This window comes from Stenotrophomonas bentonitica, assembly GCF_002887735.1.
Lineage (GTDB): Bacteria > Pseudomonadota > Gammaproteobacteria > Xanthomonadales > Xanthomonadaceae > Stenotrophomonas > Stenotrophomonas bentonitica_A.
Map to the genome: position 1 here is coordinate 1 of NZ_PKQP01000008.1, position 25179 is coordinate 25179.

At 61.7% G+C, this 25179-nt stretch carries 17 protein-coding genes and 1 pseudogene; 11 read left to right on the forward strand and 7 right to left on the reverse strand.

Features of this window, described 5'->3' with window-relative positions; translation table 11 throughout:
- The coding region (locus C0R07_RS14380) for a Tn3 family transposase (RefSeq protein ID WP_102789234.1) at positions 1-2617 on the forward strand (2617 nt) is incomplete at its 5' end.
- Here the strand turns inward: C0R07_RS14380 and C0R07_RS14385 are convergent.
- Both C0R07_RS14385 and C0R07_RS14390 read right to left on the reverse strand, forming a co-directional pair.
- Complete coding sequence (locus C0R07_RS14385; RefSeq protein ID WP_174704360.1) at positions 2584-3162, reverse strand: adenylate/guanylate cyclase domain-containing protein; 579 nt, start codon at positions 3160-3162, stop codon at positions 2584-2586. The two genes, C0R07_RS14380 and C0R07_RS14385, sit on opposite strands and share 34 nt — an antisense overlap.
- A gap of 2 nt (positions 3163-3164) precedes the next feature.
- Positions 3165-4085, reverse strand: coding sequence for a TIR domain-containing protein (locus C0R07_RS14390; protein WP_102789235.1), 921 nt, complete (start codon positions 4083-4085; stop codon positions 3165-3167).
- A 136-nt stretch (positions 4086-4221) separates the two neighbouring features.
- On the opposite strand from C0R07_RS14390, the gene C0R07_RS14395 reads away from it, so the two are divergent.
- The 7 genes and pseudogenes from C0R07_RS14395 (at position 4222) to C0R07_RS14415 (ending at position 12370) form a co-directional block, all read left to right on the forward strand.
- Positions 4222-5754, forward strand: a complete 1533-nt coding sequence (locus C0R07_RS14395) for an adenylate/guanylate cyclase domain-containing protein (protein ID WP_102789236.1) — start codon at positions 4222-4224, stop codon at positions 5752-5754.
- A pseudogene (locus C0R07_RS20310) lies at positions 5754-6458 on the forward strand (E2 domain-containing protein); the annotation flags it as partial. The gene C0R07_RS14395 and the pseudogene C0R07_RS20310, both read left to right, overlap by 1 nt.
- Position 6459: 1 nt before the next feature.
- On the forward strand, positions 6460-7098 hold the full coding sequence (locus C0R07_RS14400) for a Pycsar system effector family protein (protein WP_146027614.1): 639 nt from the start codon (positions 6460-6462) through the stop codon (positions 7096-7098).
- An 862-nt stretch (positions 7099-7960) separates the two neighbouring features.
- Entirely contained in the window at positions 7961-8194 is a 234-nt protein-coding gene (locus C0R07_RS14405; RefSeq protein ID WP_102789238.1) for a hypothetical protein, read from the forward strand.
- A gap of 779 nt (positions 8195-8973) precedes the next feature.
- Complete coding sequence (locus C0R07_RS19755; protein ID WP_146027615.1) at positions 8974-9522, forward strand: hypothetical protein; 549 nt, start codon at positions 8974-8976, stop codon at positions 9520-9522.
- Positions 9519-11408 carry a hypothetical protein gene (locus C0R07_RS14410; protein WP_146027616.1) on the forward strand — a complete coding sequence of 630 codons (1890 nt, stop codon included), beginning with the start codon at positions 9519-9521 and terminating at the stop codon, positions 11406-11408. Before C0R07_RS19755 ends, C0R07_RS14410 begins: the two co-directional genes overlap by 4 nt.
- On the forward strand, positions 11405-12370 hold the full coding sequence (locus tag C0R07_RS14415; RefSeq protein WP_102789240.1) for a hypothetical protein: 966 nt from the start codon (positions 11405-11407) through the stop codon (positions 12368-12370). The genes C0R07_RS14410 and C0R07_RS14415 overlap by 4 nt, the downstream gene beginning before the upstream one ends.
- 2184 nt (positions 12371-14554) lie before the next feature.
- On the opposite strand, the gene C0R07_RS14430 is transcribed toward C0R07_RS14415, so the two are convergent.
- Positions 14555-16126 (reverse strand): NAD-dependent succinate-semialdehyde dehydrogenase, encoded by a 1572-nt coding sequence (locus C0R07_RS14430; RefSeq protein WP_254427859.1) that lies wholly within the window; start codon positions 16124-16126, stop codon positions 14555-14557.
- On the opposite strand from C0R07_RS14430, the gene C0R07_RS14435 reads away from it, so the two are divergent.
- Complete coding sequence (locus tag C0R07_RS14435) at positions 16099-17676, forward strand: PQQ-dependent sugar dehydrogenase (protein ID WP_102789244.1); 1578 nt, start codon at positions 16099-16101, stop codon at positions 17674-17676. The genes C0R07_RS14430 and C0R07_RS14435 overlap by 28 nt on opposite strands.
- Positions 17677-17817: 141 nt before the next feature.
- Here the strand turns inward: C0R07_RS14435 and C0R07_RS14440 are convergent, their stop codons facing one another.
- Positions 17818-18879, reverse strand: a complete 1062-nt coding sequence (locus tag C0R07_RS14440) for a BRCT domain-containing protein (protein ID WP_254427860.1) — start codon at positions 18877-18879, stop codon at positions 17818-17820.
- Between the two features lie 122 nt (positions 18880-19001).
- Here C0R07_RS14440 and C0R07_RS14450 point away from each other — a divergent pair, with 122 nt between their 5' ends.
- Both C0R07_RS14450 and C0R07_RS14455 read left to right on the forward strand, forming a co-directional pair.
- Entirely contained in the window at positions 19002-20117 is a 1116-nt protein-coding gene (locus tag C0R07_RS14450) for a hypothetical protein (RefSeq protein WP_254427861.1), read from the forward strand.
- Positions 20118-20229: 112 nt separating this feature from the next.
- Entirely contained in the window at positions 20230-21069 is an 840-nt protein-coding gene (locus C0R07_RS14455; protein ID WP_102789247.1) for a restriction endonuclease, read from the forward strand.
- 105 nt (positions 21070-21174) lie between these two features.
- Here C0R07_RS14455 and C0R07_RS14460 read toward each other — a convergent pair whose 3' ends face one another.
- The 3 genes from C0R07_RS14460 to C0R07_RS14470 form a co-directional block, all read right to left on the reverse strand.
- A complete protein-coding gene (locus C0R07_RS14460) occupies positions 21175-21696 on the reverse strand; it encodes a DUF6622 family protein (RefSeq protein WP_102789248.1) in 522 nt (173 codons plus the stop codon).
- A 155-nt stretch (positions 21697-21851) separates the two neighbouring features.
- Positions 21852-23234, reverse strand: coding sequence for an aldehyde dehydrogenase family protein (locus tag C0R07_RS14465; protein WP_102789341.1), 1383 nt, complete (start codon positions 23232-23234; stop codon positions 21852-21854).
- Positions 23235-23267: 33 nt separating this feature from the next.
- The gene (locus C0R07_RS14470; RefSeq protein ID WP_102789249.1) at positions 23268-24923 is read right to left on the reverse strand and encodes an acetolactate synthase large subunit; all 1656 of its coding nucleotides are present in this window, start codon (positions 24921-24923) and stop codon (positions 23268-23270) included.
- Between the last annotated feature and the right edge of the window lie 256 nt (positions 24924-25179).

Sequence of the window (25179 nt, forward strand, 5' to 3'; positions counted from 1 at the left end):
GGCCACCGGAGCAGCCCAGACCAAGCACACTATCCCGGACATCGTGAACGTCCTGCTCGAAGAGCTGGTGCACCACCGCTACGAACTGCCAGGCTTCCGCACCTTGGAGCTGGCCGCCATTGGCGCACGCGAGCGGGTCAATTTGGGGTACTACCGCAGCATCAGCCACGCACTGACGCCTGCCACACGCACGCTCATTGACGAATTGCTGCGCGCACCGGAAGGCTCCAGATTTACTGGCTGGCAATCGCTCAAGCGCGAGCCTGGCCGGCCGACCAACAAGGAAGTTCGTTTTTATCTGCAGCACATCCGCATGCTGCAGCAGTTGGCTGACCAACTGCCTCCCATCGATGTGCCGGTGCCCAAGCTCAAGCAATTCCGTGCAATGGCTCGGGCCTATGACGCCAGCGAACTGGCCGAATTGGCTGAGGACAAGCGCTATGCGCTGGCCACCATCTTCATTCGCTCCCAGCACGCCAAGACGCTGGATGATGCAGCCGAGTTGTTCATCAAGCAGGTGCGCGGGCTGGAGAACACGGCCCAGCAGAAGCTGCTGGCTTACCAGCTCGAACATGCCAAGCGGGCCGACTTCCTCATCGGCCAGCTCAAGGAGATCCTGCAGGCCTATCAGCTCGACGGCAGCGATAGTCAGCGCGTGGATGCCATCGACAACAGCCTGGAAGCGGAAGTGTCGACCTTGCTGGCCGAATGCGAAGAACATATGGCCTACGCCGGGAAGAATTACCTGCCTTTCATGCTGCAGCCCTATGGCGCGGTCAGGCCGCTGCTGTTCAATGGGCTTGAGCTGATGAACTTGCGGGCGACCAGCCACGATGCCGGCATGGAGCCGTTGATCGCAGCCGTGCTCTCGCTGCGCAACCAGCGCCGTGAGCTGATCGAGGTCGCTTCCCTCGGTTTGGACCCGGAAAAGGACTTCGACTGGATGTCCAAGCTCTGGCGTCAGCACGTGTTCGGCAAGCGGGCCAGCGCGGCCGGCGCCGGCTGGATGCACCGGAAGTATTTTGAGGTGGCCGTGCTGGTGCAGGTCAAAGACGAGCTGAAATCCGGAGATCTCTTCATTCCCAGCAGCGAACGGTTTGACGACTACCGCGAGCAGCTGGTCGATGAAGCCACCTTGGCCCAGGAACTGGAAGCCTATGGTCAGGTGTCAGGCCTGCCCACCGACGCCGAGTCTTTCGTGGCGGGGTTGCGTGCACAATTGACCGCCTTGGCCGATGAGGTTGACGCGCGTTTCCCGGAAAACGCGCATGCGGACATCCTAGATGGGCGCCTGGTGCTGCGGAAGGGGCAACGGGCCGAAGTCTCCAGCGCGATTACCGCCGTGGATCGCCTCATCGCCGAACGGCTCCCAGAGTCCAGCATCGTAGATGTCCTGATCGATGCCAGCCAATGGCTGGATCTGCACCGTTTCTTCCGCCCGATCGCCGGTACCGAGAGCCAAGTCGAAGATCTGCCCCGACGTGTGATCACCACGCTATTTTGCTATGGCTGCAACCTGGGGCCGACGCAGACGGCGCGGTCGATCAAGGGTTTCAGTCGGCGCCAGGTCGCTTGGCTCAACCTCAAATACGTGACCGAGGATGTGCTTGAGAAGGCCATCGTGGAGGTCATCAATACCTACAACAAATTCGACTTGCCGGGCTATTGGGGCAGCGGGAAGAGCGCCTCAGCAGATGGCACCAAATGGAGCGTCTACGAGGACAACCTGTTGTCGGAGTACCACATCCGTTACGGCGGTTACGGTGGCATCGGCTACTACCACGTATCCGACAAATACGTGGCGTTGTTCAGTCACTTCATTCCCTGTGGCGTGCACGAGGGCATCTACATCCTCGACGGCCTGCTGGCCAACACGTCCGACATCCAGCCTGAGATCGTCCATGGCGACACGCAGGCCCAAAGCTACCCGGTCTTCGGTCTGGCCCACATGCTGGGCATCCAGCTGATGCCCAGGATACGAAACATCAAGGATCTGAATTTCTTCCGGCCCGAACCTGGCAGGGCCTATAAGAACATCCAGGCATTGTTCGGAGACAGCATCGACTGGCAACTGATCGCCACCCATCTCCACGACATGCTGCGGGTGGTGATCTCGATCCGATTGGGCAAGATCACCGCGTCCTCGATCCTGCGCCGGCTGGGCACCTATAGTCGGAAGAACAAGCTGTACTTCGCCTTCCGGGAACTTGGCAAGGCCGTCAGAACGCTGTTCTTGCTGCGCTACATTGATGACAACGAGATCTGCAAAACGATCCATGCTGCGACCAACAAGAGCGAGGAGTACAACGGCTTCGTGAAGTGGGTCTTCTTTGGCAGCCAGGGGATCATTGCTGAGAACGTCCAACACGAGCAGCGCAAGATCATCAAGTACAGCCAGCTGGTCGCCAACATGATCATCCTCCACAACGTGGAGGGCATGAGCCGCACCTTGGCTGAGATGCGGAAGGAGGGGATTGAACTGACGCCCGAGATCCTGGCCGGCCTGTCGCCGTATCGGACCAGCCACATCAATCGCTTCGGCGACTACCATCTCGACCTTGATAGGGAAGTGGCGCCGCTGAGCTATACAGCGAAAGTCCTTGAACAGGCCCCATAGACGGGGAGATCCGCTATCGGGACAAGGAAATTATGATTTTGTTTCAATCGCTTAGGCGGTTTTTGGCCCTGTACGTAACGATTCCCTGCCGACCCTCTACTACTGTCGATTCCGACCACCTGCTTCACGGTGCCGGCCCAGTGCGGATACTGGCGCCGCAGTGCCGGCACGACGATATTCTTGACCGCGTAGTTTATTTTCAACCCTGCCTTGGCCGCTGGCGTGGCTTGCCGGTTACCGACCCAGATACCCATGACGCGGTCACCGTCGTAGGAGGTAATCTTGCCGCCCTCCTTCTTGATGATGGTGGCGGCGCAATGCAGGAACGCTTTGTAGATCTCCGCGCTCAGCCACCAATGCTCGGCATCGACCATCTTGGTGGAGCCTTTAAGGTCTGCGTACAGGACCGTGGCGCGATCAAACTCGACTGCGTCGTTGCCGAGCCGCAGATCCTCAGGATCGGGCACGACCTGGCCCTGTCGGGTTGACCATTGGTTTTGCGTGATCGCTTCCACTGCTGCCGTCATCTCTTCCAGCACTGTCATGGTCAGTCTCTCGGTCCAGCGGCGAGAATCCGGGCGCGGATCTGCTCGCACGCCGGTGCCAGCAAGGCACGGGCATCGGCACCAGGTTTGTATCGGTAAGGAACGGTAGTCAGCCCCGCCAGATCGCTCGGCAGCTTCAGCTTGTCTTCGCGCGGCTCCATCAGGAAGGCGCGCCGACGTCCCAGAAACCCAATGAACATGCCCAGCTCAAAGACGACGTTGTCGCGCATGACCGGCCACTCGTCACCGCGGCTGATCACCATGTCGTCGGCATGCGCCACGGCAATTGCAAAGTCCGCCTGCTCCAGCTGGGCCTCCAGCTCATCAAGGGTGTAGTTGGCCGCGCGGAAAACGCCGTGGTCCCAGACCACCGTCAGGAAGGGATCGTGCTCGAAATGCTGCACCAGCAGGCGGGTGACCGGCAGCGCCTCCACCGAGGACATCACGAAGACCCGGACCCGTTCGCGGGGGGCCGTAATCATTCGGTTACGCTCCTTCAGCCGGCGCGACAGAGCAGCTGCCAAGCGCCGCCAGATCAATGGGTGTGCATCGGCAGCGCGACTGAAATCGCTTTCAGGCACCTTCAACACCACTGTGGGCTCGGTGGCGGTAATGGTGGCCGCACGCAACTGGGTCGGCTCGATGGCTGCCATCTCCCCCACGTGTTCCCCGACTCGGCGGGTATTGACCACCTTGCCATTGACGATCACGTCCACCGCACCGGCAACGATGAAAAACACGTCGGTTTCGGCATCTTCTTGCGTGATGAAGGACGCGCCAGCCGCGACTTCCAGCAGTTCCCCGGCCTCAGCCAGCTGCGTGGCAGCAGCCTCCAGCCCCGCCAGGGTGCGGAACTCGGCCAAGGCCGCCACCAGTCGCCTGCCGCCGTCGGCAGAAAGTCGCTCGATAATGCTCGCCCCCATACCTTCCCTCCCTTGAAAGTGTGAACTGGCTCCCAATATACGACAAATGAACCAGCCGAAAACCGGTTGGTGCCCGGCCCGAGAGCGACGCGACCCGCTCCGGCTCGGTCTCCATTTGGCCGCAGGGAGCAGGACGATGGGACATAGCTGGAAGGAAGACCGCACCAAGAAGCGCCTTACCACGCGTTACGAGGAAGTCCGTAAGGTCGATATTCGTGACTACACGCGCGAGACCTCGTTGGACAATATCGCGGTCAACCGCGCCTATCGGGTTAACGGCGCGCATGTCTACATCGACATCGTCAATCTGCAGGACATGCTCAACTGCACCAATGTTGAAGGGGAAACGTGCCACAAGCGCGCTCTCCGCTTCCTGAATCAGCATTACCGCGCCGTCCACCGCCTCCTGGTCGAGAGTGAGACGGTCCGCGTGGATTTCCACAACCAACGGTTGCATGCGGTGGTCACCAAGCCCTATGGCGATGCCGATGAGCGCGCACGGATCGAGCGCGCGGTGGCCATTGCCCAGCTGACCATCGACGTTCTGGCCGAAACGGGCGATACGGATGAGCACATCCCTAATGCACAGGTCCGTGTGGGTATCGACAGCGGGCTGGCACTGGCCGTCAACAACGGTCGCCGCGCCAGCCGCGAGCCGCTCTTCCTGGGCTCCCCGGCAAATCAGGCCGCCAAGTGCGCCGGCCATGGCGTGGCGGAGGGCATTTACCTCACCCATGGTGCACGGGCGCTGCTCGAGCTGCCGGCGCTGAGCGGCGACAAAGACCGCACCACGCCGCTGACCCAGGATCAGGTGGCGGCCTGCGTTGAGGCGGCAGGCTTGGGCGTTTCCAAGACGCGGATCATAGAGCTCTGGAAGGAGGAGCAGGAGGACCTGCCCATTGGCGAATTCGAATTCAGCCGCCCTACCCCGCCGATTTCCGATCTGGACTTCAGCCTGCTTAGCGCTGCCAAGTCCAAGCGCTTCGAGGGTGTGTCGCTGTATGCAGACATCGACGGCTTCACCAACTTCGTAGATAAGCATCTGGATGAGGATCCGCAGCATCTGGTACGCGCTCTCCACGTGCTGCGGTCAGAGCTGGATGCGGTAGTGCACTTGGACTTTGCCGGGCGGCGCATTCGCTTTATCGGCGATTGCCTGCAAGGCGTGCTGCTGGAAGGTACCTCAAAGGAGACCGACACCGAAGCGACGGTGAGTACAGCTGTACAGTGCGCAGGCGCACTTCGCAGCAGCTTCGCCGTGGCCATTGACTACTTGAACTCCGAGGGTTCGATCACCGAGGAGCTGGGTCTGGCCATCGGCTTTGAGCTTGGGCCGCTGGCACTGTCCCGGCTGGGAATGAAGGGCAGTTTGGTGCGCTGCGCAACCGGCAGGGCGGTGCTGGCCTCGGAGGCCGAACAGCGGCAGTGCGATGGCGTGCAGACCGCGATCGGTGAGAAGGCCTACAACGCCGGTACCGACGCAGTTCGTCGAGTGTTCGCATCTGACCGAAAGGTGGCCAACCTCGATTACGCGGCAGCGGTGGAAGAACTGGCCGCGTCGGGTGACCCAGTGGCCAAGGCGGTGTTGGCGGCCCATTACGCAGAGGCGGCCCCCGCGGTGGTTCCCGGCCTTGAACAGCCGATCCGCCCGCACTCAGATATCCACTGATGGCGTTGGCCTTCGAATTGCTGCAAGGCGTGGCATCGGACTACGGTGCCACGCTGCATCGCGCCGCAGGCGGAGGGAGGGCTGAGATCTCGGTCACTCGTCCAGGCGGGGCTGTGCATGTTTTCACCCTGGCGATCTCCATCGCCGGGGAGCACGTGTCTGCTAAGGAAGCCCCAGGACACCACCAACTTCCGCAATTCTGCCCTGACAGACACATCAACCCCAACCAAAGCTTCTGCCTGGGATGGGGTGACGGTAAGCCGGGGCACATTATCGACGAAGCGGCAGCCAGACAGTGGTGGTCGACGGTGTATCGATTCTTGGCCCATCAAATCAGCGCGAATGTACGCAGGGTCTTCCCAGGTGCAGAAAACGGCCGCGCCCATGGCGACGCGGCCAAGCATCAAGCTATCGCGGAGCAGGCGGCCGAATGCCTGGGCCCAGAATTCAAGGCGGCGGCGCAAGCCGGTCTGTTCGAAGTCCGGCAAGATGTGCGGCCGGGAAAGCGTCGACTGGAGCTGTGGCGTGGCGATCAACTGATTGCGCGCGTTTCACTTCGCAGCAATTCCCTGATTTCCGGAAAGCTGGCCTGCCCCTGCGGTTGCCGACCGAAGCGCACGACAGCGGAATGCGCGGACCACGCCGAAGCTCTGGCGACCTATGTCCTGGAGCGGCACCGCTGCGCGCTAGCCGACAGGGCCTTCCTTGATCAATGCGCTGCAGCGGGAATGGCTTGCTGCGGGACCTTGGAGACATGCGGTCTTCGCAACGCCATCCGGCGCAAGCAAGTCGGATGCACGAAGAAAGAGAACCCTCAACATGCAAGAAGTTCGAGATACTGGCGACCGCCAGCCAAATCAAAGCGACCGCGTTAACGCTGCATGGCAGCAGCTTCAACTCGTTCTTGGCTTCTTCTCGCGAGTGGACACGAAGCTATCGGTGGGTCTGGGCATCAACCTGGGCATGCTGGCGATGCTCTCCACCCGAATCCCCAAGCCAGAAGATCTCACCCTGCTTGTTTCAGTCGTTGGCGTGCTGTTCCTGACGCCCCTCACTTTGAGCTTCTGGAACCTGTGGTTGGGCTATTTTCCCGATCTTCGCGGCGGATCCAATTCGCTGATCTTCTTTAGTCGAATCGAAAAAATGACCGAGTCTGAGTTCCTGCGCGCGTGTGAAACCAGAACGCTGGATGGGTTTGAGCGCGACGTGTTGGGCCAATGCTGGAGGAATTCCAAGATCCTGGTCGCTAAGTTCAAGTGCTTGAAGAGGTCTTACCTCGCTACCGCCCTGACCATTGCACCTTGGATGGCGCTCATTACCCTGCTGCCACCGCCTGTAAAGTAGCAGCACGCTATCGATCCGGTAAAGTCGGCACCATGGCACCTTGATTGAATGAATCCCCCTCGAATCAGGTGGGGGCGTCACCCCTTGGCAGCCATTGCATTTGGCTTTCGGGAAACAAGAGGGCCGACGGTCGCCAGGGTCTTTCCCTCATACAGTCCTCATCCATCGCCATTGCACCCCATCGAGCCACCAGCTCGACAGTACGTCCATGGAACGACTGCCTCACCGGATCGAGGGAAGCGGCGTGCGTGATGTCGCCCTCGCCGGCATACGTCCCAGCGGCGGCAATCCATCTCGCAGATGTCCGACTTCGGCCAGAAGTGGGCATCTACCCTACCCCCGATAACGAATCCTAATCATGAAGCTGGATGCCTCCTCCCGCGTTTGGCGGAGGACAACTTCCGGCCCAAAGCACCTCACAACCCGGCGTCCGAGTCTTCTGCTCGACTGCGTCTTCTACGCCGCCCTCTACTCCGCGATTCCCAGTGCATCATGCTTTCTGATTTGATCTTCCGGCTAAGCACCGGCTCTGGATGCCCTATCCATGGGGGGGGCGCTCCTCAAGGGAGATCGCTTTTCGGAACGTTGCAGGAGTCGAACGCTACCGGGGTGTCTCCTAGCTCCTCACAAGCGGTCGCTAATGACACGAGGAACTCAACCGCAAGCTTTCAAGCTTTGAAAGCCCAACCGGCGCAATTTCGCATTCCCAACCATGCGATTTGAAAGTGCTTCCACGCCTAATTGCCCGCAATTAAGTGCATTGCAATCAATATGTTAGCCATATTGCAGGGGGTTGCGCGCACGAGTAGAGTTGTTGTCAGTGCGCGACCTTGCGCGGCCAGACCACGACTGAGTACGGCAGATGTCCGAAGACTCGCTCGAAACGAAGTACCTGCGCACCTTCGGCGCTGTTCTGTCTGCGGCCCAGACCGCAAGGATCCTTGGCTACAAGAGCACTGCGTCGTTGGCCAAGGCGCGCGCACGCGGGTCGCTGCCCTTCCAAATGTTCCTGCTGCCCAAGCGCCGCGGCTGGTTTGCCGACACTGTCGATGTTGCCGCCTTCGTGGATTCTGCGAAGGCATCGTCCGGCGGCTAGCCGCATTTCCCAACCCACCAGGAAGCCCTGAGCATGAGCTGAAACCGCCCTCTCTGACCCCTGGAAATGACAATGCCCCCGCGTCAACGAGGGCATTAGCCTCTCGAAAGAGCGAGAGGTAGGAAGTACTAAACACCAACAGGTTTAGGCTCCTTCATTTCTTCCGCGAAGTCAAGCCGCCAGTGATGGTCGGCCAGACAGGTGTTGCCTTTACATGGGCCGGCATATGCCGACCCGAGTGAAGGTTGCGCCCTGGCCCGCCCCGTCCCTCGCGGTGTGGTGCCACCGTGCACCTAATCCGGAGAAAACCATGCTTTCAGGAGCTGCCTGCCCGGTAATGTTCGACACTGCTCGGGTCAATCACCCCAACCTGCGCCCCACCGAAACTTCTTATGCCGCTTGGCCTGTACGCCGAAGCCGGCTAGTCGCCACTCTGCGCGGCATCACCCGCCACTACCCCGTGATGACTGCCGCGAACAGTCACCATGACTGGCTAGCTGGGTACGCGGCTCGCTTCTTTCAGTTTCGGTGCCATGCCCTTGCCGCTCCTCCGGTCACCGCCTCCCCTGCCGGCCACCGGCTAGGGATTCAATGGGAGAGGCGTCATGGCTAGTCTTCCCCACCCTTCAGTCACCTCATCAGACACCCCGCCCGCGTCTAGCAAGGAGGCGTACACCGCTCGCCCACTCACGCCCTCTGAATCCACCAGACTGGACGCCTACTACTACCAGTCACCAAGGAATAACCAACGCCTGGTTGCTGTCGTGGAACCATGCCGCTTGGCCTTGGCGCTGGATCTGGAGTTTGATCCAAGCGTGGCAACCTACGTTGAGCGCCCTAGAACATTACTGGTGCGTGGCCGAGATGTTGAGCTCTGCTTCTGGATCTCCAGGAAGTGTGGCACCGAAAGCTTCATCGTATTCCGCAGACAGGCCGCCGCCACTGTTCCGGCGCTCCGCGCCGAACAGCAGTTTTGCGCCGAACTGATGGAAGCTTCACAGCGTGCGGGTTTGGACCTTGCAATCCGGAAGTTGCAGTCCATTCTTGCAGCACGGGTGGCCAATGCCACGCGACTTGAGCTGCTTCCTTATGTGCAGGCAGCTAGACGGTCGCGAGGAATCAGTGTCTTCATTGACGCAGTGATGACCCACATGAGAAGGCACCCCGTCAGCTCTTTCCATGCAATCGAAACGAGCCTGCGCCCGACGTTCGATTGGCGGGATATTCGCAGTGCGACCTGTCTTCTGGTACATCGCGGGGACCTGGCGATCAACTTCAATGAGAGGCTTCGGACCTCGTCGTCAGTTACGCTGGGAGCAAACCCATGAGCGGGGTGAGTCGCGAGGAGCTACTGTCCTGGGATCTGCTTAGTCCTCAAGGGCTGACCTCAAACCAACTCAAGTCCTACCAGGCTCGCGTTGACGCAGTTCATGCCGTCGTCGCAGGCTCCTCGATCGCTGCGGTCGCGAAGCGTCACGGGCTGAACGCCAAGACGCTTGCATTGACGCTGCGAAACACACAGCAGACGTCCCCAGATGGGCGGCCGTGGGGTTGGCGCGCCTGCCTGCCATACAGAGTAAGAAATACCAGCCAACGCCTTGCCGCAGAATTTCCAGCCGCTGCGGGACCGGGAGCATTCAATTCGTTCCTGAGAAAGCTCCCGGAATTCGAAGAAATGCTCATAGGCTACGCCGGCCCACTGCCTTCGAGAAATGAGCGCAGCCCCAAGTTTGATCGATTCTTCAAACTACTGAAGAAGACTGTGCAGAAGTCGGTTCCGGCAGATCGCTATCCAGCTAACGACAAATCATGTGCGAGGAGAAGCGTCCTGCAGTACCTAAAAAGACTGCGTCAAGGCTCTCCGTTTGTAGATGATGGCTTCGAGATAGAGGACGCAACCCTAGCCAGCCAGCTGAACGAAGTGTTTGCGCTACAGATGGGTGACTGGGTGCAGTTCGATGGACACTCTTTGGACACGAATTTCAATGTTGAAGGCGAGGACGCGGATGGGAACCCGTTCTTCCAAACGATCACGAAGACGTGGTTGATAGTCGGCTACTTCGCGCTGATGCGGCTCTGCTCTAGCTGGTGGCTCTCCTTCTCCACCAACTACAACGGAACCGAATTCAACGCGGCATGCGCAGAAAGCTTGCGAGAAAGGTCCGTTCGTGACCTCGTTGTGCCCTCAATGAACTATGAGCCAGGGGCGTGCATCGGATCCTTGTCCGTCATTGGATTTGTGGCAACGGGAGCAATTACGAGTGTCGACAATGCGATGGCTCACAAATTGAAGGTCAATAGGTTGCGAATGGCGTCGGAGCTGATGGGTGTCATTCATCTTGGGCATAGCCATGTTCCTGAAACGCGTGGTCACCTCGAAGCGTGGAACAAGCGGATGGAAGAAGCGGTGGTCCGAAAGCTGCCAGGCGGGTTCCGGCCGGCGGGCGAGCTGTCCGATGCGACCAAAACGAATGGCTACAAATTCGAGAACTTCCCAATGCAGCCCACGGCACTCGAAGATCTCATGGATGTCACGATCGCGGCTTCTAACATATCGCCGATCAACACGCTCCAGAACCGCACGCCAGTCGAGGCGCTTCAGTCTTTTGCAGCGTCTGGCGGATGGCTGTTTGCCACCAAGGATCACGAGGATCGGGCTCGGTCACTTTCGAAGCACAACTTCTCCGTAACCATTCGTGGAGATCGACGTAAGAGGCGTCAGCCCTATGCGCGCTTTGGGCACGCGAAGTATCGAGCCGCATCAATGAAGAACAGGTGGGACTTGTTAGGCCAGAAATTCGCGGCAGAGGTCGACATCCACGATGGAAGGTTCTTGCATCTATACACCGCGTCAGGAGAGCTGTTCGTAGTCCTGAGGGCGCTCCGCCCTTGGGGTCGCTCACCGCATAGCCTTGCGCTTAGGCGGTTAATCCAACGCCGAAGCCGAACGGATGGCTTCGAGATCAGTGGTGCAGAAGATGCGGTCATCGCGTACAGGGAGCATGTAAGAAGGAACTTCAGCTCAGAGCACGGCGCTGCGCTTGCAGCAACGCGACACCGGCGTGACCTAGATGCGGCATCTGAGGCTTCACCGGTGGCTAAGGAAACGACACTGCCTTTGGCCGAGACCGGCCAACAGCGAGCACCTGCTGAGGACTTGTTCGTACCCATTACCGGCCGGGTCAACTTGGGCAGGAAGGGGCCGAAGCAATGACAACGTTCAACTACAAAGGAGAGCCCATCATCCCGACCCGCGGCATGGAAGATGCTCTGACCAAGATCATCTCCGCACTTGAGGTTGACTACCGCGGTATCGGGTTTCATTCGCTGACCCGGTTCGGAAAAAGTACCCTCGCGCAGTTCATCTGCGCAAACACTGAATGGACAGAATGCAAATACGTGGCCAAGCAGGCAAACCTCCGGGTGCTTGGTCCTGGAGAGTCCGCATTCCTGGACTGGTTCATTTCACAGCTCGGCTCACAAGTGATCTCCCACCAGGCTGCTGACCGAAAGATCGAGAGGATCGTTAATACCGTTGATCTGATGCTCAGGTCTGCAGGCGGCGGATCGCTATTCTTCATCGCCGATGATGCAAACTTGCTGGAGCAAGCCGCCTTTCAACATTTCATTACAATCGATAACGCGCTGGAGAAGAAGGGCATTTCGCTCTTTGTCATCTTCCTGTTTCAGGACAATCACACTTCCAGCCGGCGCGAAGAGATCAATAGAACCACGGTCACACCTCAGGTCCGTGGGCGCTTCTTGACCCGCTACCATCGCCTGCATGGAATTCGAGGGGCCCTGGACGTTGAGACGTTCTTGGAGCGCTTCGAGGACGAGGTAGAGGCTAGCGCCGGAGCCGGCGTTACCTTGCCCAGGAGCCTTGCGCCAGAGCTCTACGACGGGGAGTTCCGTTTACGGCATTTCAGTGAGCAGATCTGGAATGCCGGTTGCAGCTGTCGCGCCGCAGCCGGGCACTCCAGTCAAGATGAGTGGCCTCTCAAGGCTATGCGCCTCATTGCGTACTACTTGGCGACCAGGGTCATCTGCAAAATTGGCTTCAAGGAGGTCACGTCTAGTGACATTGAAATGTCGGTCGCCTTCTCGGATCTTGCTGCCTTTGATGGCGAATCGGGAGCGCTGACTTTCACAGCAGATGGAGGCATCAATGGATAGCGACAGTGAGGTCAGAACTGTAGCCCACCTACCGCCAGCGTGGAGTGCCGGCATTTCCCCGTTCGGATTCGTTGTTCAGACGCTGAGATTCAATAGCCTTTACTGCAGTGATGGTCATGGTGCGTTCGGCATTCGCCCAAGGTACACCGAGGATTTGTGTCGTCAGCTCTGTCTCTCTGCAAAGGCCAGAACTTCGATTGCGGCAAGAATTCCTGCTGCGTCTATCCTCGCGCCACTGTGGCAGCCAACTGCTTGGCAAGCATTCGGCGGTTCTGCGACGCACTGGCGTCCATACCTGTCGGGGTGTACTGAGTGCATGAAAACTGGGTATCACTCGATGTTGTTCCAGATGCCTTGGGTCAACCGGTGTCCGTGGCACTCGCAACCCCTCTCATCTCAGTGCGACCATTGCTCGAGACCGCTATGGCATGGCTTTCGCTCCGATGCCCCTCCCCTACTATGCCCATGCGGGCATGACCCGGTTTCGAGCCGGAATACCCTTGACGAAGAAGGTAGGATCGAGGACCTTCGTGGCAGCTGGATAAAGCGATACCTTCGCTGGGCCGGGGCGAGTCGAGGTCGGCGAACGCTGATCGGGGTGGGAGATGATCTGACGTCCGCCGAGGAGGCGGCAGTCCTGTTTCGCGGCAGGGCTTACCCTTGGTACCGACCGAAGTACGCCTCGTCGGACGTGCTCATCAGGGCGTCTACCGTACGTCATGGGCAATCCGTCGAAGCTCGCTCCCAGAAGGCCGCGTTCTCGCGCCTTGCCCCGTCCATGGGGCCAGGTCGTGACTTCTTTCTTGAGCTTCCTCAGGCGCTTGAAAGACCGATGGCGCGTATCACGGCCTCAGTTGCGGCGAAGTTCCGCGAGTCGACCTTCTCGGCACGTGAGCGAGCCTGCTTAGGCTTGCCTGAGGCCTCGGAAGGTGGGGGGCAGCCATCCTCGCGCGCTTCGGTTGTATTGCTCCCCGCCTACAGAGTCCGCGAGCACCTGTTCCTGGATGGCCGTGTATTGGGTAGGCCCACACAGGCGGTCCTAAGAGAGATCGCGCAGGCAATGTCTCTCCTCCCGTCTGACAACCCTGCGATCGAGGCCCTGGCGCGGGCATACGAACGGGTACTGGGTCGCGGCTTCGCGAGCTCCGCCCTTCACTTGCTCGGCCGACTTGACGGCTCTGCTACCGATGATGAAGCCGCACTGATCCGCCCAGTGGTGTTGATCAGACATAGAAGGAGCTCGTGCCTTCTGACTCTGGCGTGGCTGGGCTGCGCCCGCAAGGAGCGAAGCAGAGCCGGCGGTCAGGTGTAGTGGATGGAGGATCCTTCCCTGCCAAACCTGGACCGCCCCTTACTAGTTCGTTGAGATGCAGAATTGTCTGCATCGGATCTCCGAAGAGCGGAATTGTCGGCATCTGACCTTCCAGTGGAAGGAATGTCTGCGACTGGCATCCTAGGCACAGAAAGATCTGCGTTGGATCATGGAGATTGTGGCGTTGCGATAGAATTATGACCCAAGAAATCAGTGACTTAGCTTGCCGTCAAATCTCTGCGACGAACAGCAGAAGCTAGGCCGTAGCCGACACAAAACCCCATTCGCACCCCTGGCTACCGCTCCCGACATCGCTGCCAGTCGCCTGCAGCAGCATGGACCTGCTCCCATCCATTCGGGAGTTTCCGGAACGCCTGACCGCCGATACATGCTGTTCCCGAACGCTTGGAGTCCTCTGATCCCAAGGGTGGCAGGTTCATCACGCTGTCCGACGGTCCCGGGCGCCCGGCGCGTTGGGCCTCAGCTGACAGAGTACGGGCCTCAACGCGTTCGCAGTAAGCTTTCATGCCGGGATGTGGGTGATTCGGCCACGCCAATTCTTCGCAATTGAACGGCGTGGTGCTCTTCGACATCGAGTTGTAGGCCGCCTTGGGCGCCGGAGGCAACGGCTTGGGTCGGGGACCCGTTGCAGAATGCACTTGCGCCAGCGAAGAGCAGGCAAGCGAAAAAAGCAGCAATCCTGCTGAAATCCTTTTGAGCATGAGCTTCCCCCTGTGCTGGGGGAAGCTTACCGCTTCAAGCCTGCGCCCGACGAGCGTCGGAGCCGCTACGCCCGACGCCCTACCCGGCTCTGCCAACGCACGCAGGGAGGCGCAGAGTCCTGTAGCCCGGCGCCGGTGCCGGTGCCGAAATCAAGCCGACGCTGTAGCCGCAATCTTGATCGACTTGACGTTCACGAACTCCTTCAGACCTTCCGGACCATGCTCGCGGCCATAGCCCGACGCCTTCACACCGCCAAACGGAAGCGTTGGCGATGCCACGTCGAAGGTGTTGATGAAGATCATGCCGGTGTCGAAGTACTTGGTGGCCAGCTCCCGGGCACGTTGCACGTCGCGGCTGAAGATGCCGCCGCCCAGGCCGTAGCGGCTGTCGTTGGCGATGCGCATCGCATCCTCATCGTCCTCGGCGCGGATGATGGCCGCTGCAGGGCCGAACAGCTCATCCTCGTAGGCCACCTGCCCCGGCGCCACATCCGCCAGCACCGTGGCCGGATAGAACCAGCCCGTGCGGTCCGGTACTTCGCCGCCAACCACCAGGCGTGACCCCTGGGAGACGCTCTTGGTCACCTGTTCGTGCAGCTTGTCGCGCTGCGCCTTGGAGACCATCGGGCCGAGCTGGGTGTTGTCCGCATTCGGGTCGCCCATCCGGATCGCTTCGAAGGCCTCTGCATAGGCGCTCACGAAGGCCTCGTAATTCTTCTTTGTCACGATGAAGCGCTTGGCGTTGACGCAGGTCTGCCCGTTGTTGAACAGGCGGCCTTTGACGCAGGTCGCCACCGCCAGCTCCAGGTCGGCGTCGTCCAGCACCAGATAGGCGTCATTCGAGCCCAGCTCAAGCACCGTCTTCTTGAGTGCCGCGCCGGCCTTGGCGGCCACGGTGCGTCCCGCGGCCTCGCTCCCGGTCAGCGTCACCGCGCGCACCAGGTCGTTCTCCACGATGTCATTGGACTGGTCGTGGGTGATCAGCAGCACCCCGAACAGCCCCTTGGGCAGCCCGGCGCTTTCGTAGATGTCACGCAGCAGCAGCCCACTCCCGGTGCAGCTCTCGGCATGCTTGAGCAACACCCCGTTGCCCGCCATCAGGCTGGCGATGGAATAGCGGATGGCCTGATAGGCCGGGAAGTTCCACGGCTGAATGCCGTAAACCACGCCGATCGGGGCGTGAGTCACAATGCCGGTGGCGCCCTCCACGTCGCGCTCTTCATCGGCCAGGGCGACGGGCCCTTGCTTGGCGGTGTAGTCGCAGATGCTGGCGCACAGCTCGACTTCGGTACGGCTGTCTTCAATGAGCTTGCCGACCTCGTCGGTCATCAGCTGCGCGAACTCTTCCTTGCGCGCACGAAGCGCCTTGGCGATGTCCGCGATGACGTTCGCTCGCTCATCCAGACTGCGCAGTCGCCACTGAAGAAATGCGTCATGGCTTGCCTTCACCGTGGCGGCGGCTTCGCCGTCAGACATGTAGGAATAGGTGGCGAGCACTTCTTCGGTCAGCGGATTGATGGTCGTGAGTTGCTTGTTTGGCATGGGAAGAGAGGCTTTACGTAGAGGGGAGGTCCGTAGAGGGTCGCCGCCGTGCAGTTCCTCCGCTGTGAATTCTTCAGCGGAATGCATCACTGGAGGTTCACCGGATCTCATTGCTAGAGTGTGGATTCGGCCTGCTTTGACGAACTCCCTGCATGCGCTCCTGGTTGCGAACAGTCTCAATCACCCTCACTGCTGCACTGGCCACGGCCGCTGTTGGCAGCCTACTCCAGACCCAGATCAATCTGCATGCCCTTACCCAGCTGGCCCTGCAAGTCAGCTGGCCGGCACGGGCCGCAGTCACCGTCGAAGATCTGGCTCGGTTCGGACCTGTAATGTTCAGCTTTTCGCTGGCCGGCGGCGTGCTTGCGTCATGTCTGCAGCCAATTCTGCGCCGGCTTGGCCTCCATGCCCTGCCCTGCGCACTGCTCGCCGGTGTAGCCGGGCTGGCGGTCGTGCTGGCGCTGCTGCGCAGTGTGATTCCGATGCCGGCAGTGGCCGCCATCCGGGAGATTCCCGGCTTCGCCCTGCTCAGTCTGTGTGGGCTGGTGGGAGGCTATGTGAGCTACACGCTGAGGGCGCGTGCCGTGCGCGAAACGCACCCCCACGGCGGAGTTGCCTTGCTGTTGCCGGCTGGCCTGGTGCTGCTGCCGCTTGTCTCATTCATGTTTATGCAGCCAACGGCGCAACGTGCACAGCCGCCTGCGGCAAACGACTACCAGGTCGCAACCGTTGCCAGCGGCCTCCAGTGGCCGTGGTCGCTGGCGGAACTGCCCGATGGAACGCTGCTCGTCACCGAAATGGCTGGCCGCCTGAAGCTGATTGACCGCGCCGGTGCACGTGTGGACGTCAATCTCTCCGAAATGCCCGCGGGCTATCAGCGTGAACGCGTGATCGGCCTGATGGACATTGCGCTGTCGCCGGATTTCGAGACCGATCGCCGCGTGTATCTGACGCAGGGTTATCGAGATCAACGCGGCGTGGGTGTTCGCTTGATCCGTGGCGCGCTGGAACGCGTTGGCGATGCGTGGTCCATGGAACAGGTGGAGATTCTTTTCGAATCCACGCCAAAAGCCAGCGACGGCAACAATGGCGGCCGCTTGGCCTTTCTCGACGCGCACACCCTGCTGATGACCGTGGGCGACGGTAGTGCCCGCCGGGAGGAAGCGCAGAATGTGCGCAACTCGCTGGGCAAGGTGATGCGCATAGAGCTCGCGCCTGGCGCGAGCGTGGGGACCCTGTACACCTCCGGGCATCGCAACCCGCAGGGCATCGTGCATGACCCTGTCACAGATTCCATCCATGTCAGCGAACACGGGCCGCGCGGCGGTGATGAGCTCAACCGACTTCGACCGGACGCAAACTACGGCTGGCCGATGGTCAGTCACGGGATCGACTACCCATTTGCACGGGTGAGCCCGTTTACCCGGCACAAGGCGTTCGAGGACCCTGAGGTGGTCTGGTCGCCGTCCATCGCGCCCTCGGGTCTTGCCGTGTATCAAGGCGCCCTCTTCAAGGGATGGCAGGGAGATCTGCTGGTGCCTGCATTGCGTGAGCGGAGCATCCGCCGGCTCGTTCGTGACGGTGATCGCGTGGTGCGCCAGGAGCGGCTGCTCGTCGAATTGGGTGAACGGATTCGTGACGTCATGGTCGCTGCAGATGGCTCCGTCTATGCGCTTACCGATGGGGTGGACGGCAAGCTACTGAGACTGATACCGGAAGAAACCCTGTGAGCATGCCGCTCAGGTGAAGTCGTGTGCGGAGGATTGACTCCGCACGCTCACGCTCGCCAGCAGGCGCGCGCCGAAGGCAAGCATGGGGCCACCGACGCTGGGTGTATCGCTGGCCCTAAGGCTGTTTGCGGCCCAGGCGAATCAGCCGCCGTGGTCGGCCAATGCATCGTGAAAGTCGAGCTCGTGGACGAGTACGAGCCGTGACCCTGATTTACGAAGCTCAATGGCCTTTTCGACCTTGCGTCCGTAGCAGGCAAAGGCCCAACAAGGATTGCCTTCCGCGCCGATGACCAGGTAGTGGACCTTCTTCGATGGGGCTGAGTGGGCCGATCCCCCGAGCCTCTCGACGATCTGTTGGAACTCGGTGCGGGTGAAGCGTGACGATGCGCCGGTAAAGCAAAAGCCCCTATCCAGAAAGTTGATCTCGGGATCCACGGCGCACAAGCCGACGATCCTCTGTTCTTTCAGTACGAGCGGATTGGTAATCGTACGGTCGTCGAGCAGTGGCGTGAACTCCGCGAAGAATGCGAGGAGCAACGCGTGTTCCTTCGGGTCTATCTGTCCGTCGGCGAGTACGCCTGTGATGAGGCTCCCCACCTCGTCAAATGGCCAGCATGTCCTCAGGTGCTCGTGATCTGCCATCCAATCTGACAGGGCGCGGAGCTCTTCCATGGAGATGTGCGTATCCGCAACGATGCCCCCCAGGATTCCGTGCAATCGCTGCAGGTCGGCAGTCACATCGGCGTAGAACTCGGTGGAGCGCAGCCGTTCGCACAGCCACAGGATGTCTGCGCGCTCTTCCTCGGTCAGGACGCCGTCGGCCACGGCGGTAGTGACAACCGGCACCAGCTCGTTGAATGGGTGCTGCTCTCGCACTGCCTCGTGCTCGACCAACCACAGGTTGAGGTAGTCGAGCTCAAGGGGATTGATCTGGCCGTCGATCACGATCCCTTCGACGATGCCGATCAGGGCGTTGACGGATTGGTTCAGTCGGGCTTTCGAGGTGAACCTGAAGTAGCTGCGGTGATCGGGGTGCATTGAGGTACGTCCCTGTTGGACGCCGTCCAGCGGCGTGTCATGGAAACTTACCGCGTCATTGACATCTGGCGCCAGAGGCAGGCTGGCCCCTGTAACGATCCAGTTGCAGCATCGCAGCTGCGGCGTGACTACAACCAATGGCACACGAGCCAGGGGGCTGTGCACGCTATGTTGGTTCCAATGGAATGGAGGGAGTACGTGTGAGGCGTCTATTTTTCTCGGCAGCGCTGCTGTTGATGTGTGCGACGGCCGGAGCAGGTTCCAATGCCGCCGACGGGACGACAACCGTGATCGTGCTTGGCGTGGACCACGCTGCCCAGCTTGTGGCCAAAAATGACCGCCCTGCCCGCCTTGCGGCCTTCCTGGCGCATGCCAGGCCCGATGCCATCTGCATCGAGCGGTCGCCGCAGGCCTTCGCACGCAACGACTATTACGAGTTCACCTACGAAGTTCAGGACGTCGTGGTTCCTTTCGCCCGGCGCAACGGGATCGATCTGTGTCCCATCGACTGGGAGCCACCCGTCGAAGATGCCAAGCTTGGATTCGGCCTGGACCTGGGGGCCCCGCCGGAACTGCGCCCTGCCAGCGGGTTCCAGCAGTTCCTTTCATTCCCCTCCCCGAGCCAGCTCACGCGGGATCTCTTCCACGCCGACGAGGCAAAGAACGTGGAGCGGATCGCGCAATGGGCCGCAACGCCGGCCAAGCGGGCAGCGGATGACCTGCCGCGCAGGCTGTATCTCTATCGCACCTACCTGCAGGCGCAGCGGGTAGCCGCCGCGGTGAAAGCGCGCCCCGGCGGCACGGTTGTCGTGGTGGTTGGCGAGTTCCACAAGCGGGACATCGAAGCGATCCTGGCCGCTTCCCCGGACCTGCGGATCGTACAGCCCTCCAGCCTCGGCGAACCCGGTGAGGCGCTGGTGCAGCGGGAGGGGCGCCGTGAGTACCACGCCGCTGTCGCCAGCTTCAACCTGCTGGGCGTCCAGTCTGGCACCGGCAACATGGACCGCGCGTTTGTTCGGGAGTCGGTGCAAGCCCTCAAGGTAGAGCGCAACTCGCCTGAAGTCGCGTTGCTGCAGACGCGCCTGGATGTGCTGGAAGGCAGGGCCACGCCGGCGATGGCCGTGGACCGGTACCGATCCGTTGCCACGGAGGCGGGCGAAGCACGCTTCACGTGGACCGGGGTGGCTGACGCGTCACGCCTTGACTCTTACTTCGACCCCTTCGGTAACCTCAACGTACGCCAGCGGGCGCTGCTCGAGACGGCCCGCGAGTTGTACCGTGCCGAGCGTGGCGAGGAAGCAGCAGGGATACAGCAGACCCTCGGCAGCGAGCTGAGCAACCGAAAGGCGGCTCAGCTTGCCGGCTACTGGGAGCGCTACGTCGTGAGGCCGGCAAAGCCGTGACGTGCAAGACGGCGAGATCGCACTGACCGGGAGCGGCTTACCTCCTGCCGCACGGCATCAGATATTGGCCCTCAGGGTGGTATGTTGGCGCCAGGGGAAACAGGCTGCCTACATGGGACGTAGAAGGACATCGACCGGATTTGACGCCTTGATCGGCCTGCCTTGGCCGGTCGGGATCCTGGTCGGCATGGCCGGCTACAGCGCGCTTCGGTACGGGATCCCGTGGTGGTTCTCGCGCCAGGGCGGCACGCTGGCTGCCGGCCTTGCGGGAGAGTTCGGACAGGTACTCGCCCCGCTCGCCTGGGTGCTGCTGGGTCTCTGCTGGATGGCCGCCCTCCTCTCGTTCCTGCGTGCCAGATATCGGCGTCACCTGCTGGATAGCAGGACCACGCTGGAGAGTCTGGCCGTCGGTGGCTGGCGCCAGTTCGAACAGTTGGTAGGCGAAGCGTTTCGCCGGCAGGGCTACACCGTCGAAGAGACGGGCCTTGGCGGCCCGGATGGCGGCATCGATCTGATCCTTCGCAAGGACGGCCGGCGCATTCTGGTCCAGTGCAAGCAATGGAAGCGCCAGCAGGTCGGCGTGAGCGTTGTGCGCGAGATGGCTGGCCTGTTGGCCCACCATCGCGCGGATGCGGTCAGGATCGTCTGCATTGGGGCATTCACCCGCGACGCTGAGGCGTTTGCACAGGGCAAGCCCATCGAGCTGATGGACGGGGCAACGTTGCTGGAGATGATCCAGGCGTCACGCAACGCGGATGTGTGGCCAACCGCGCCCAACCCACGTATTGAGCCAAAGATCGCACCGCCGAAGGAAACACCTGCGTTGAGTGAGGGCTGTCCTCGATGCGGCAGCACACTGGTGCAGCGAACCAACCGGCGCACCGGTGAGTCGTTCTTTGGCTGCAGTCAGTTCCCCCGCTGCCGGGGAAGTGCGGATCGACGTCTCGCTTGAAGCCACGCCGATGCTGTGTCGCGCACTCTGCTCGGTGCCTGGGTCGCGGTGAACCATAGCCGGATGAGTCTCTGACCGGGACTGCCGACGTGCGCCGGTACCAACTCAGCCCGCCGCATCCAGGGTTCTACCCAGTACAGCAAGCCGAGACGCGCGCAGGTACCGCAGATACTTGCCGAGGAAGATGCCCGTGAACCCGCCAGACAGCAGCAGATACGCGGCGCGGAAACTGCCGTCCGCGCTCAGTGAGGGGGATACGGATAGCGCGCACTCGAAGCCGTACTTCACCGCAAACGTCACCAGGAGCAGCGGCAGGAGACTGTAGTCCGCACTGCGCCACAGCTCTCCCGTCGACGGATTCAGGGTGAGCGTTGCCCGGCGCAGCAGCAGCCATCCAAGGCCCACGCCTGCACCGATGCCCACCGACCACTGACCCCACGCTTCCCAGGCATTGCCGAACCGGTGGTTTATCGACACGATGCCCCACGCCACGAAAAGGGCCGGCACGATGGCCAGTTTCGTGAGCGAGGTTTCTCCAGGTTTCATGGCGGCGACGCCCCGTGCGACCAGAAAGACCAGAAGCGCCCAGACCCACACCGGGGTGTTCGAGAGAAGGGGATGCAGCATGTTCACGGGGCGTCCTTGAGCTGGGTGGGTGCCGGCGATGCAGCGCCGTGCGGGAATGGGTCCATTCTCGCTTTGCACCGACCCGTCACAAGTGACAGGTGTCAGGCATACGGACGTACATTACGCAGCCAACGCCGTAGACGTCGCCTGCCCGCTCAGCTCCTGCGCATCAGGATCATCTTCTCCTGTGACATGTCCCGCATCGTGTACGGGATGCCGCCCGTGCCATACCCCGACTCGCGGCGCCCGGCGAAGGGCATCCAGTCGGTCCGGAACGCGGTGGCATCATTGATCATCACGGCCGAGGCATCCAGCCGGTTGGCGGCGCGCATGGCGATATCGATATCCTGCGCGAATACGCTCGCCTGGAACGCGGTAGGCAGTGAGTTGGCACGCGCGATCGCCTCGTCCAGGTCGGTATAGCGATACACCGCCACCACCGGCCCGAACACTTCCTGCATGGTGATCCGTGCGTCGCTGGCCGGATCCAGCAGCACCGTGGGCTGCAGCATGGTCTCGGAAAGTCGCTTGCCGCCGGTGGCCAGCTGCGCCCCGCCACTTACTGCTTCGTCAATCCATTCGGCGACGCGGTCGACCTCGCGTGGCTGGATCAGCGGGCCGACATTCGTGTCCTTCAGCGTGGGGTCGCCGGTGCGCAGGCGCTCGACCCGTGCGATGAGTGCCTGGGTAAAGTCATCGGCAACATCCTCGTGGACGAAGACGCGCTGGGTGGAGACGCACACCTGGCCTGCATGGTAGTAGCCGCCTTTGACGACCGGTTCGATGATCCTGCCGAGGTCGGCGCTGCGATCGACGATGGCCGGGGCGACCCCGCCGTGTTCCAGCGCCGAACGCGCACCGTGTGCGAGCTTGGCGTGCAGCGACCACCCTACCCTGGCCGAGCCGATGAAGCTCAGGAAGGCCACCCGCTTGTCGGTGGCCAGCGCCTCGGCCAGGTCGTTGCCCTCCGGCAGGAAGCTCTGGCACCACGGCTCGGGCAGCCCGGCCTCGTGCACCATCGCGACGAATTCCAAGCACGACAATGGCGTCGCGGAGGCAGGTTTGATGATCACCGGGCACCCGACGGCGATGGCCGGCGCCACCTGGTGGACGATCAGGTTCAGGGGGTGGTTGAACGCAGAGATCGCGGCAACCACGCCGATCGGCTCCCGCGTGGTGAACGCCCAACGGCCCTCCGCCGCGGCCGACAGCCCCATCGGGATTTCGCGACCGGCGAAGTTGCGCAGCTCGTCGGCGGCGTTGTGGACACCGTCGATGGCGCGCGTGGTTTCGACGATGGCGTCCGGCAGCGGCTTGCCGCCCTCCCGGGCAATCTGCAGCGCCAGATGATCACGCCGGGCGTCCATCAGCGCGGCGAGCCGGCGCAGGATCGCGATGCGCTGGTGCGGCGCGAGCCAGCCGTCGCGGTCCTTGAATACCCGCTCGGCGGCACTAAGCTTGCGCTCCAGGGCCGCGGCGGTATCCAACCCGATCTCGGCGATGGGGGCACGGTCGAACGCCTGGACGACAGTCAGCATGTTGGGTTCCTTGCTCAGCATCAGGGATGACGATCAATCACAGCCCACGTCCGGCGTGCGGTTGCGAAGTTCATCGACCAGCACGCGGGTGTTCTCGGCATAGTCGATCGGTACATCCAGCACGTGGACGCCGCCGCCGGCGAAAGCGGCTTCGATCATGGGCACCAGGTCGCCTACTGCGGTCACCCGGCTCCCCTTCGCACCGTAGGCTTCGGCATACTTCACGAAATCCGGATTGCCGAAGCGCATGCCGAAATCGTCGAAGCCATCCACTGCCTGTTTCCAGCGGATCATGCCGTAGGCGCTGTCGTTGAGGATCACCACCACCAAGTTGAGCCCCAGGCGCACCGCGGTTTCCATCTCCTGGGAGTTCATCATGAAGCCGCCGTCACCGCATACGGCCATGACGCGGCGCTGCGGGTACAGCATGGCAGCCATCATCGCCGACGGCAGGCCAGCGCCCATGGTGGCGAGCGCGTTGTCCAGCAGCAGCGTGTTGGCCACGTGCGTGCGGTAGTTGCGCGCGAACCAGATCTTGTACATGCCGTTGTCGAGGCAGACGATGCCGTCGTCCGGCATGGACCGGCGCACGTCGTGCACCAGCCGCTGCGGCGTGACCGGGAAACGGTCCTCTTCGGCGCGGTCGTTGATGCGGGCCAGGATTCTCTGGCGCAGGGCGATCATGCCCTCGTCCGCAGGCAACCGCCCTTCCAGCCGTTCGGCCAGGGCATCCACCGAAGCCCCGATGTCGCCCAGCACTTCGATATCCGGCTGGTAGACCTGCTCCACGGTCGCGGACTGGAAGCTGATGTGCACGACCCTGGGTCCGCCGCCGCTCTTCATCAGGAACGGTGGCTTTTCGATGGTGTCATGGCCGATGGCGATGATCAGGTCGGCGCGGGCGACCGCCTCGTGCACGTAGTCGCCCTCGGAGAGCGCGGCCGTACCCATGTAGAGGTTGGAGCCGCCGGTGACCGCACCCTTGCCCATCTGTGTATTGAAGAACGGCAGGCGCGTGCGCGCAACGAATGCGGAAAGCGCCTCGGCGAGCCACGGGCGGCTTCCCGCCGCACCGATCATCACCAGCGGCCGTTTGGCGGTCAGGATGGCCGCTTCTGCGCGGTCGAGCGCGGCAGACGGTGCGATCGGACGCTCCAGCGGATGAACCGGGATGACGGGGATATCCTCCACCTCCTCGCCGGCGACATCCTCCGGGAGCTCCAGATGCACCGGCCCTGGGCGCTCTTCCATGGCCACGCGGAAGGCATCGCGCACCGTGGCCGGAATCGCGGCCGGGCTGACGATCTGACGCGTCATTTTCGTGAGCGGCTTCATCGAGGCCACGATATCCACGATCTGGAACCGTGCCTGCTTGGCGCTCATCACCGGCTTCTGCCCCGTGATCAGAATCATCGGCCACGCGCCGAGGTGGGCATAGGCCGCGCCGGTGGAGAAATTCAGCGCGCCCGGGCCGAGCGTGGCCAGGCATACACCTGGCCTGCCGGTGAGCCGGCCGTGGGTGGCGGCCATGAACGCGGCCGCCTGCTCGTGGCGGGTGAGCACCAACTCGATGCGCGAGGTCCGGAGCGACTCCAGGAAGTCCAGATTCTCCTCGCCCGGCACACCAAAGATGCGGTCGACGCCCTCGTTCTCCAGCGCCTTGACCAGTAGATCCGAGCCCTTCTGCATAGCTTCGATCCTTGCGGTGAAGTCAGGATCACTATACCCGGGCCGATGTCAGCGCTGCGTCGGATGTCTGCGGGAGGCTGTGCGCCGCGGGTGCCGGTAGTTTTACTGACCTCACCCCGCACGTATTGCGGTTGAGCACGTGGAGCGCTGTGGCCAGACTCGAGTCACACCCGGTGCCCGCCATGCGTGGCGACGTCGTGCATGTAGATCAACACAGCACATCATGGATAAAACGTGGAGACTTCCCGATCTGGTC

Excerpts from the sequence above, each read along its gene's own strand:
- C0R07_RS14435 (WP_102789244.1), top strand. The coding sequence starts at position 16,099 with ATGCGCTCCTGGTTGCGAACAGTCTCAATCACCCTCACTGCTGCACTG.
- C0R07_RS14470 (WP_102789249.1), bottom strand. The coding sequence starts at position 24,923 with ATGCAGAAGGGCTCGGATCTACTGGTCAAGGCGCTGGAGAACGAGGGC.
- C0R07_RS14405 (WP_102789238.1), top strand. The coding sequence starts at position 7,961 with ATGTCCGAAGACTCGCTCGAAACGAAGTACCTGCGCACCTTCGGCGCT.
- C0R07_RS14460 (WP_102789248.1), bottom strand. The coding sequence starts at position 21,696 with ATGCTGCATCCCCTTCTCTCGAACACCCCGGTGTGGGTCTGGGCGCTT.
- C0R07_RS14410 (WP_146027616.1), top strand. The coding sequence starts at position 9,519 with ATGAGCGGGGTGAGTCGCGAGGAGCTACTGTCCTGGGATCTGCTTAGT.
- C0R07_RS14390 (WP_102789235.1), bottom strand. The coding sequence starts at position 4,085 with ATGGGGGCGAGCATTATCGAGCGACTTTCTGCCGACGGCGGCAGGCGA.
- C0R07_RS14455 (WP_102789247.1), top strand. The coding sequence starts at position 20,230 with ATGGGACGTAGAAGGACATCGACCGGATTTGACGCCTTGATCGGCCTG.
- C0R07_RS14385 (WP_174704360.1), bottom strand. The coding sequence starts at position 3,162 with ATGACAGTGCTGGAAGAGATGACGGCAGCAGTGGAAGCGATCACGCAA.
- C0R07_RS14465 (WP_102789341.1), bottom strand. The coding sequence starts at position 23,234 with ATGCTGACTGTCGTCCAGGCGTTCGACCGTGCCCCCATCGCCGAGATC.
- C0R07_RS14395 (WP_102789236.1), top strand. The coding sequence starts at position 4,222 with ATGGGACATAGCTGGAAGGAAGACCGCACCAAGAAGCGCCTTACCACG.
- C0R07_RS14415 (WP_102789240.1), top strand. The coding sequence starts at position 11,405 with ATGACAACGTTCAACTACAAAGGAGAGCCCATCATCCCGACCCGCGGC.